Origin of the sequence: Methylorubrum zatmanii, assembly GCF_014845115.1 — a bacterium.
Taxonomy (GTDB): Bacteria; Pseudomonadota; Alphaproteobacteria; order Rhizobiales; family Beijerinckiaceae; genus Methylobacterium; species Methylobacterium zatmanii.
Genome location: NZ_NKUI01000275.1, coordinates 1 through 1,341, shown reverse-complemented (window position 1 = coordinate 1,341; position 1,341 = coordinate 1). Strand labels below are relative to the sequence as shown.

Sequence of the window (1,341 nt, the reverse complement as noted above, 5' to 3'; positions counted from 1 at the left end):
GACCCACCCGCCCGAGGCGTCGAAGATGACGAACTTGCTCATCTCTGGAGAGAGCATCGACACGATCTCCCCGGAGATGGTGGTCAGGTTCGTCGAGTTCATGAAGACGGCCGGGCTTGTTCCCATGCTCAAGGAGGCTTTGACGAGTACCGAAACGTCGCTGGCGTAGGGGCATGGCGAGCTTTGCGGTTACCGCATGACGCTCGTGCCATGAAGTCGGCTAACCAGACTCGACAGTTTCAAACCAGTGCCTAGAACAACGGCCCATGACGCCCGTGAGCCGTTGTCTCCACAAGGTCGATCATCTCTCCGCCGTGCCGGACAGCACTGTTGCGGGCCGGGTGGATGCCGCTCTGGACGAGTTGGAACAGGCATACCGCAAGCCCAGCGAGCGCATCGTGGCGCTGGAAACGGTCTTGCAGGAGGTTTCCCGCAACCACCGGACCAGCAGCACGCCGTTCGGTCGGTTCGTCCGGGTAAGCGTCGAGCGCCGTCAGGAGAAGCTGGCCCGCTCCGCCTGACTGCACTCGCTGGGCCGCTCCTAGTGGGTGGCATGCCCCTCTGAGGCGGACTTCCGGTCTTTCTTCTTTTTGCGCAGCTTGACCGACTTCACCGGCTCGTCGTCGTCCACGGCCCGTTCCGTCAACGCGAAGCTGTGCAGGTCGGCATGGTCGCCGCTCTGCCCCTCGGCCAGCGCGTAGAACGCGGCCCGGACGACTTCCTTCTTGGTCGCCTCCGGGTGCTTCTCACGCACGGCGGCGAGGAGGGCTTTGGGTTTCATGCCGCTGGCGGCAACGCCGCGCAGGGTGTTCGCCAGTTCTTCAATCGAGGCCATATCGCACCTGTTGCCCCTTGGGCCGCCCCGGCGGCGCGGGGTTCTTTCGACGGCCTAGACTAGCATGACAATCAAATGACGGCCTCCCTCTCGTGGATTGTGGCCGGTGTGTCACCCTCTTGTGTACCCGGATCGTCTAAGGAAACCGCAGTTCCTTCCTGAGACCAGGAACCTCCTTGGGGCGCGCGCATCGATCCGGTGGCGCGCCCAACTTTTTCGCCTTCGGCTTGCAGATCGTAGTTGCCGTGGGCGTCACCGATGAAATCTGAAGTTTCTTGTCCCCGCCCTTGGTAGACAAAATCTACCGAGGGCTGCACATGACACAAAGCGTGTCAAATCCTGCCATAAACGCGGTAGATTTCTGAAGATGATGTCGATCTCCCATGGGGCGATAGACATCATTTCGTCTACCAACCGGACTCAAAATCGCCAGCCGAAAGGCGTGGGGGTTCGATTCCCTCTACCCGCACCATTCAGCCCCGAAGGAATCGCCGGATCCAGCCGGC

At 61.4% G+C, this 1,341-nt stretch carries 2 protein-coding genes; one reads left to right on the top strand and one right to left on the bottom strand.

Translation table 11 applies throughout. The features are described 5' to 3' along the window. The first annotated feature begins 266 nt into the window (after positions 1-266). On the top strand, positions 267-521 hold the full coding sequence (locus MZTS_RS23315) for a hypothetical protein (RefSeq protein ID WP_009864079.1): 255 nt from the start codon (positions 267-269) through the stop codon (positions 519-521). 20 nt (positions 522-541) lie between these two features. Here the strand turns inward: MZTS_RS23315 and MZTS_RS23310 are convergent, their stop codons facing one another. Continuing rightward, positions 542-835, bottom strand: coding sequence for a hypothetical protein (locus MZTS_RS23310; protein ID WP_009864080.1), 294 nt, complete (start codon positions 833-835; stop codon positions 542-544). Between the last annotated feature and the right edge of the window lie 506 nt (positions 836-1,341).

Excerpts from the sequence above, each read along its gene's own strand:
- MZTS_RS23310 (WP_009864080.1), bottom strand. The coding sequence starts at position 835 with ATGGCCTCGATTGAAGAACTGGCGAACACCCTGCGCGGCGTTGCCGCC.
- MZTS_RS23315 (WP_009864079.1), top strand. The coding sequence starts at position 267 with ATGACGCCCGTGAGCCGTTGTCTCCACAAGGTCGATCATCTCTCCGCC.